The organism is Actinomadura keratinilytica (assembly GCF_039539665.1).
GTDB lineage: Bacteria > Actinomycetota > Actinomycetes > Streptosporangiales > Streptosporangiaceae > Spirillospora > Spirillospora keratinilytica.
Genome location: NZ_BAABDO010000224.1, coordinates 1 through 4,287, shown reverse-complemented (window position 1 = coordinate 4,287; position 4,287 = coordinate 1). Strand labels below are relative to the sequence as shown.

Sequence of the window (4,287 nt, the reverse complement as noted above, 5' to 3'; positions counted from 1 at the left end):
GAACATCCTCCGGGCACCCCCCACTCGCCGAACCGCGACAACACACACGGACGCGGTCGGCGAGCGGGCGGTTCCGCGGCGTCCGCCGCGCGGGGGCTAGACGCCGGCGCAGGCGAGCGCCCGCCGGTAGGCGGCCAGCCGCGACTCCTCGGCGGCGCCCGTCTCGGCGAGCAGCTCGGCCAGGTCGAACCAGGTCTGGGCGGCGACCCGGGACGACTCCATCTCCTCCAGGTGGGTGGCCGCGCTGGTGAGCACCTCGACCGCGCGGTCGCGGCGGTCCGTCCGCACCAGGGCCTCGCCGAGCACGGTCAGCGCCCCGGCGGTGGCCCGGCGCGGGGCGTCCCCGAGCAGCTCCAGGGCCTCCTCGGCCAGCGCGACCGCCTCGGCGGGGCGGCCCAGGACGGTCTCGGCGCGGGCCAGCTCGGTCAGGCACCACGCCACGTCGATCTCCCCGTCGGCGCTGGTGTTGATCTCGGCGCGGACCCGGCCGAGCAGCTCGCGGGCCTCCTCCGCCCGCTCGGGGCGGGCGCGCAGCAGCAGGCCGGCGTACGCCACCCGCAGCCGGTTGTGGCTGCGCGGGTCCTCGTCCTCGCCCGCCAGCAGCATCGCCCGCTCGGCCAGCGTCACGCCCTCCTCGTAGTCGCCGCGCACCTCGGCGACGTGGGCGGCCTCCCAGCAGGCCTCCATGCGCACGCGCGGGCTGCCGATGCGCTCGGCGCGCTCGACGATCTGGGCGGCCAGCTGGCGGGCCCGCACCAGGTCGCCGCGCTGGATGAAGGCCGCCAGCAGCGTCGCGCCCAGGTGCACCGCCGCGTCGGTGCCGTCGTGCCCGCCGGCGGCCAGGCGGCGCAGCGCGTCCTCGGCCACCTGCACGCTCGCGCTGATGTCGCCGCGTTCGCGCAGGCAGCGGCTGAGGGCCACGTGCACGCGGGCCCAGTGGTCCAGGTCGGCCTCGGGGTTGGCCTCCTCGGTCAGCTCGCGCAGCCCGGCGATGGCCTCCTCCAGGTCGCCGGACGCCTCCAGGGCCAGCGCGTGCCCCCAGCGCGCCTGGTGCAGCATGTCGGGCAGCGCCACGGCGTCGGCGTTGGCCAGCACCTCGGCGAACCGGGCGCGGGCCTCGGCGGGCGCGCCGTTCTGCAGCGCGATCTCGGCGTAGTCGAGGGTGACGCGCAGCTCGTCCACCACGTCCTCGCTGACGCCGCTGACCAGGTAGGTCGGCGAGCAGTTCAGCTTGGTGGCCAGCAGGTCGATGACGCTGGGCGCGGGGACCCGCTTGTCGCTCTCGATCAGCGAGATGTAGCTGTCGGACAGCTCCGGGAACGCCAGCTGGGCCTGGCTGATGCCCTGCCGGATGCGCAGCGCCCGGATGCGCTGCCCCAGTGTCTCCCGATCCATCGCAACACCACCGCCTCATGACTCCCGGCCGCGGAAGGTCACCCGAAGACCCCGCACCAGGGCAGGTTATAGTGCGCGACCCGTACAGCGCTGCCGCTCATCGCGGCGTATCTTGCGCCGTATGTTGTAGAGCCGCTGTCGCGGGGCCGCCGGGCGCCCCTCGCGCACCGGGTCCTGTATTACATGGGGGCATGACTGTGAGCACGCATGTCCTCGACACAGTGCGAGGGCGGCCCGCGGCCGGGGTCCCCGTCCGGCTCGACCGCTACGAGGGCGACACCTGGCGGCCGCTGGCCGAGGCGGAGACCGACGGCGACGGGCGCTGGTCCGCCCCGCCGGACGCCGGTTCGGCGGACGGCACGTACCGGCTGCGCTTCGGCACCGGCCCGTACTTCGCCGGACGGGGCGAGACCTGCTTCTACCCCGAGGTCTGCGTGATCTTCACGATCGCCGACGCCGCGCGGCACCACCACGTCCCGCTGCTGCTCAGCCCGTACGGCTACAGCACCTACCGGGGCAGCTGACCGCTCCGGCGGACCGGCCGGCGCCGGCGCGACGAACCGCGGGCCCGCCGGGCGGAACCGGCGCGGTATCGAACGGTTAACCTGTGCCCCGCGGTCCTCCGTGCTCCCTCAGGGGGACTCGCACCCTTCCCATCGTCCGTTCCCCTGTATTCGGAGCGCGCGCAAGATGTCGCACGTCAACACAGGCGGCCCCGGCAGGCCGCCCGCCGACCCCACCGGGCCGTCCGCCACGCCGCCGACCCCCCGAGGCGCCCTCGACCGGTTCTTCGAGCTGTCGGCGCGCGGGACCAGCGTGCCGCGGGAGCTGCGCGGCGGCGTCACCACGTTCTTCGCGATGGCCTACATCATCGTGCTGAACCCGCTGATCCTCGGCGGGGCGAAGGACGTCACCGGCGCCGCCCTGTCGATCCCGCAGCTGACCACCATGACCGCGCTGTCGGCGGCGATCGCCACGGTGGTCATGGGGCTGGTCGGCAACACGCCGCTGGCGCTGGCCGCGGGCCTCGGCATCAACGCGGTCGTGGCCTACCAGGCCGCGCCGGTGATGACCTGGCCGCAGGCCATGGGCCTGGTGGTGCTGGAAGGCGTGATCATCATCCTGCTGGCCGTCACCGGCGTGCGGGAGCTGATCATGAACGCGATCCCGCTGGCGCTCAAGCACGCCATCGCAGTCGGCATCGGCGCGTTCATCGCCCTGGTCGGGCTGGTGGACGCCAAGTTCATCAGCTCGCAGGCCGACAGCCCCCCGCTGGCGCTGGGCGACGGCGGGCGGCTGACCGCCTGGCCCGCGGTGGTGTTCGCGTTCGCGCTGCTGGTGATGATCGTGCTCTATGTGCGGCGGGTGCCCGGCGCCATCCTCATCGGCATCGTCGCGGCGACCGTGCTGGCCGTCGTGATCGAGGCGGTCGCCACCGTGCCGAAGGACGCGTGGGGCCTGGTCGTGCCGCAGCTGCCCGACCGCCTGTTCGCCGCGCCCGACTTCTCGCTGCTGGGGCGGGTCGACCTGTTCGGCGGGTTCGGCCGCGCCGGGTTCGTCACCGCGCTGGTCGTGCTGTTCACGCTGGTGCTGTCGGGGTTCTTCGATGCGATGGGCACCATCCTCGGCATCAGCGACGAGGCCGGGCTGGTCACCGAGCGCGGCGAGGTCCCGCGGCTGGGCCGCATCCTGTCGGTGGACGGCCTGTCGGCCGCGCTCGGCGGCCTGACCAGCTCGTCGGCCAACACCGTCTACGTGGAGTCGGCGGCGGGCGTCGGCGAGGGCGCCCGCACCGGACTGGCCAACCTGGCGACCGGGGCGCTGTTCGCGGTGACGCTGTTCCTGACGCCGCTGGCGGCCACCGTGCCGTCCCAGGCCGCCGCGCCCGCCCTGGTGCTGGTCGGGGCGCTGATGATGACCCAGGTCGCCAAGCTGGACTGGAACGACCTGGACGTGGCGATCCCGGCGTTCCTCACCATCGTGTTCATGCCGTTCACCTACTCCATCACCAACGGCATCGGCGCCGGGATCGTCGCCTACACGGTGATCAAGCTCGCCCGCGGCCGGTGGCGGGAGGCGGGCTGGCTGCTGCCCGTCATCTCGATCGTCTTCGTCGTCTATTTCGGTTTGCACGTCGTGGAGCAGGTTCTGGGTGTCAAATAGTGGCCCGTGGCGTAAGCACTAGGTAGGGCTCCACCGAACCCCGGCGTGAAAGGCGTGGCTGTGGTCTCCCCGGACACCCCCTCCGACCTCTCCCCGCCGGGCCATGTCCTGCTCGCCCCCGACCGCTTCGCCGGCTGCCTGTCGGCGCCCGAGGTGGCCCGCCACCTGGCCGTCGGACTGCGGCGCGCCCGTCCCGACGTGCCGGTGGTGGAGCTTCCGGTGGCCGACGGCGGCGACGGCACCGCCGCGGCCGCCGTCGCGTCCGGCTGGCGGCGGGTGGAGCTGGAGGTCTGCGGGCCGACGGGGCGCCCGGTGAACGCGTGCATGGCGCTGAACGGCGGCACGGCCGTGGTGGAGCTGGCCGAGGCGTCGGGGGTGCGGCGGCTGCCCGGCGGGCGGCCGCAGCCGCTCACCGCCACCAGCCTGGGCACCGGCCAGCTCGTCGCGCACGCGGTGCGGCTGGGCGTCCGCCGCGTCGTGCTGGGGGTCAACGGCGGCGCGTGCGCCGACGGCGGCGCCGGGCTGGTGCAGGGCCTCGGCGGGCGGCTGCTGGACGCCCTCGGCAAGGACCTGCCGCCCGGCGGCGCCGCGCTGCGCTCCCTGGACGCCCTCGACCTGCGCGGCATGCCCGACCTGTCGGGCGTGGAGGTGATCCTGGCGGGCGCCCCGGCGGGGCCGCTGCTGGGCCGCAACGGCGCCGCCGCGCTGGCGGCCCGGCACGCGGGCGTC

Annotated in this window: 4 protein-coding genes; 3 read left to right on the top strand and 1 reads right to left on the bottom strand. The window is 74.7% G+C overall.

The genetic code is table 11. From position 1 onward, the window contains the following. Positions 1 to 96: 96 nt before the first annotated feature. Entirely contained in the window at positions 97 to 1,395 is a 1,299-nt protein-coding gene (locus ABD879_RS32180; protein ID WP_345025561.1) for a helix-turn-helix domain-containing protein, read from the bottom strand. A gap of 191 nt (positions 1,396 to 1,586) precedes the next feature. Between ABD879_RS32180 and uraH the strand changes: the two genes are divergently transcribed. The 3 genes from uraH to ABD879_RS32165 all read left to right on the top strand — a co-directional run. After that, entirely contained in the window at positions 1,587 to 1,919 is a 333-nt protein-coding gene (gene uraH / locus ABD879_RS32175; protein ID WP_345025560.1) for a hydroxyisourate hydrolase, read from the top strand. 166 nt (positions 1,920 to 2,085) lie between these two features. Beyond that, positions 2,086 to 3,558, top strand: a complete 1,473-nt coding sequence (locus tag ABD879_RS32170) for an NCS2 family permease (RefSeq protein ID WP_345025559.1) — start codon at positions 2,086 to 2,088, stop codon at positions 3,556 to 3,558. Between the two features lie 60 nt (positions 3,559 to 3,618). Beyond that, positions 3,619 to 4,287 (top strand): glycerate kinase (locus tag ABD879_RS32165; protein WP_345025558.1); only part of this gene is annotated, 669 nt, incomplete at its 3' end.

What these genes read in the sequence shown, in the direction of transcription:
- ABD879_RS32180 (WP_345025561.1), bottom strand. Translation starts at nt 1,395, where the DNA reads ATGGATCGGGAGACACTGGGGCAGCGCATCCGGGCGCTGCGCATCCGG.
- uraH (WP_345025560.1), top strand. Translation starts at nt 1,587, where the DNA reads ATGACTGTGAGCACGCATGTCCTCGACACAGTGCGAGGGCGGCCCGCG.
- ABD879_RS32170 (WP_345025559.1), top strand. Translation starts at nt 2,086, where the DNA reads ATGTCGCACGTCAACACAGGCGGCCCCGGCAGGCCGCCCGCCGACCCC.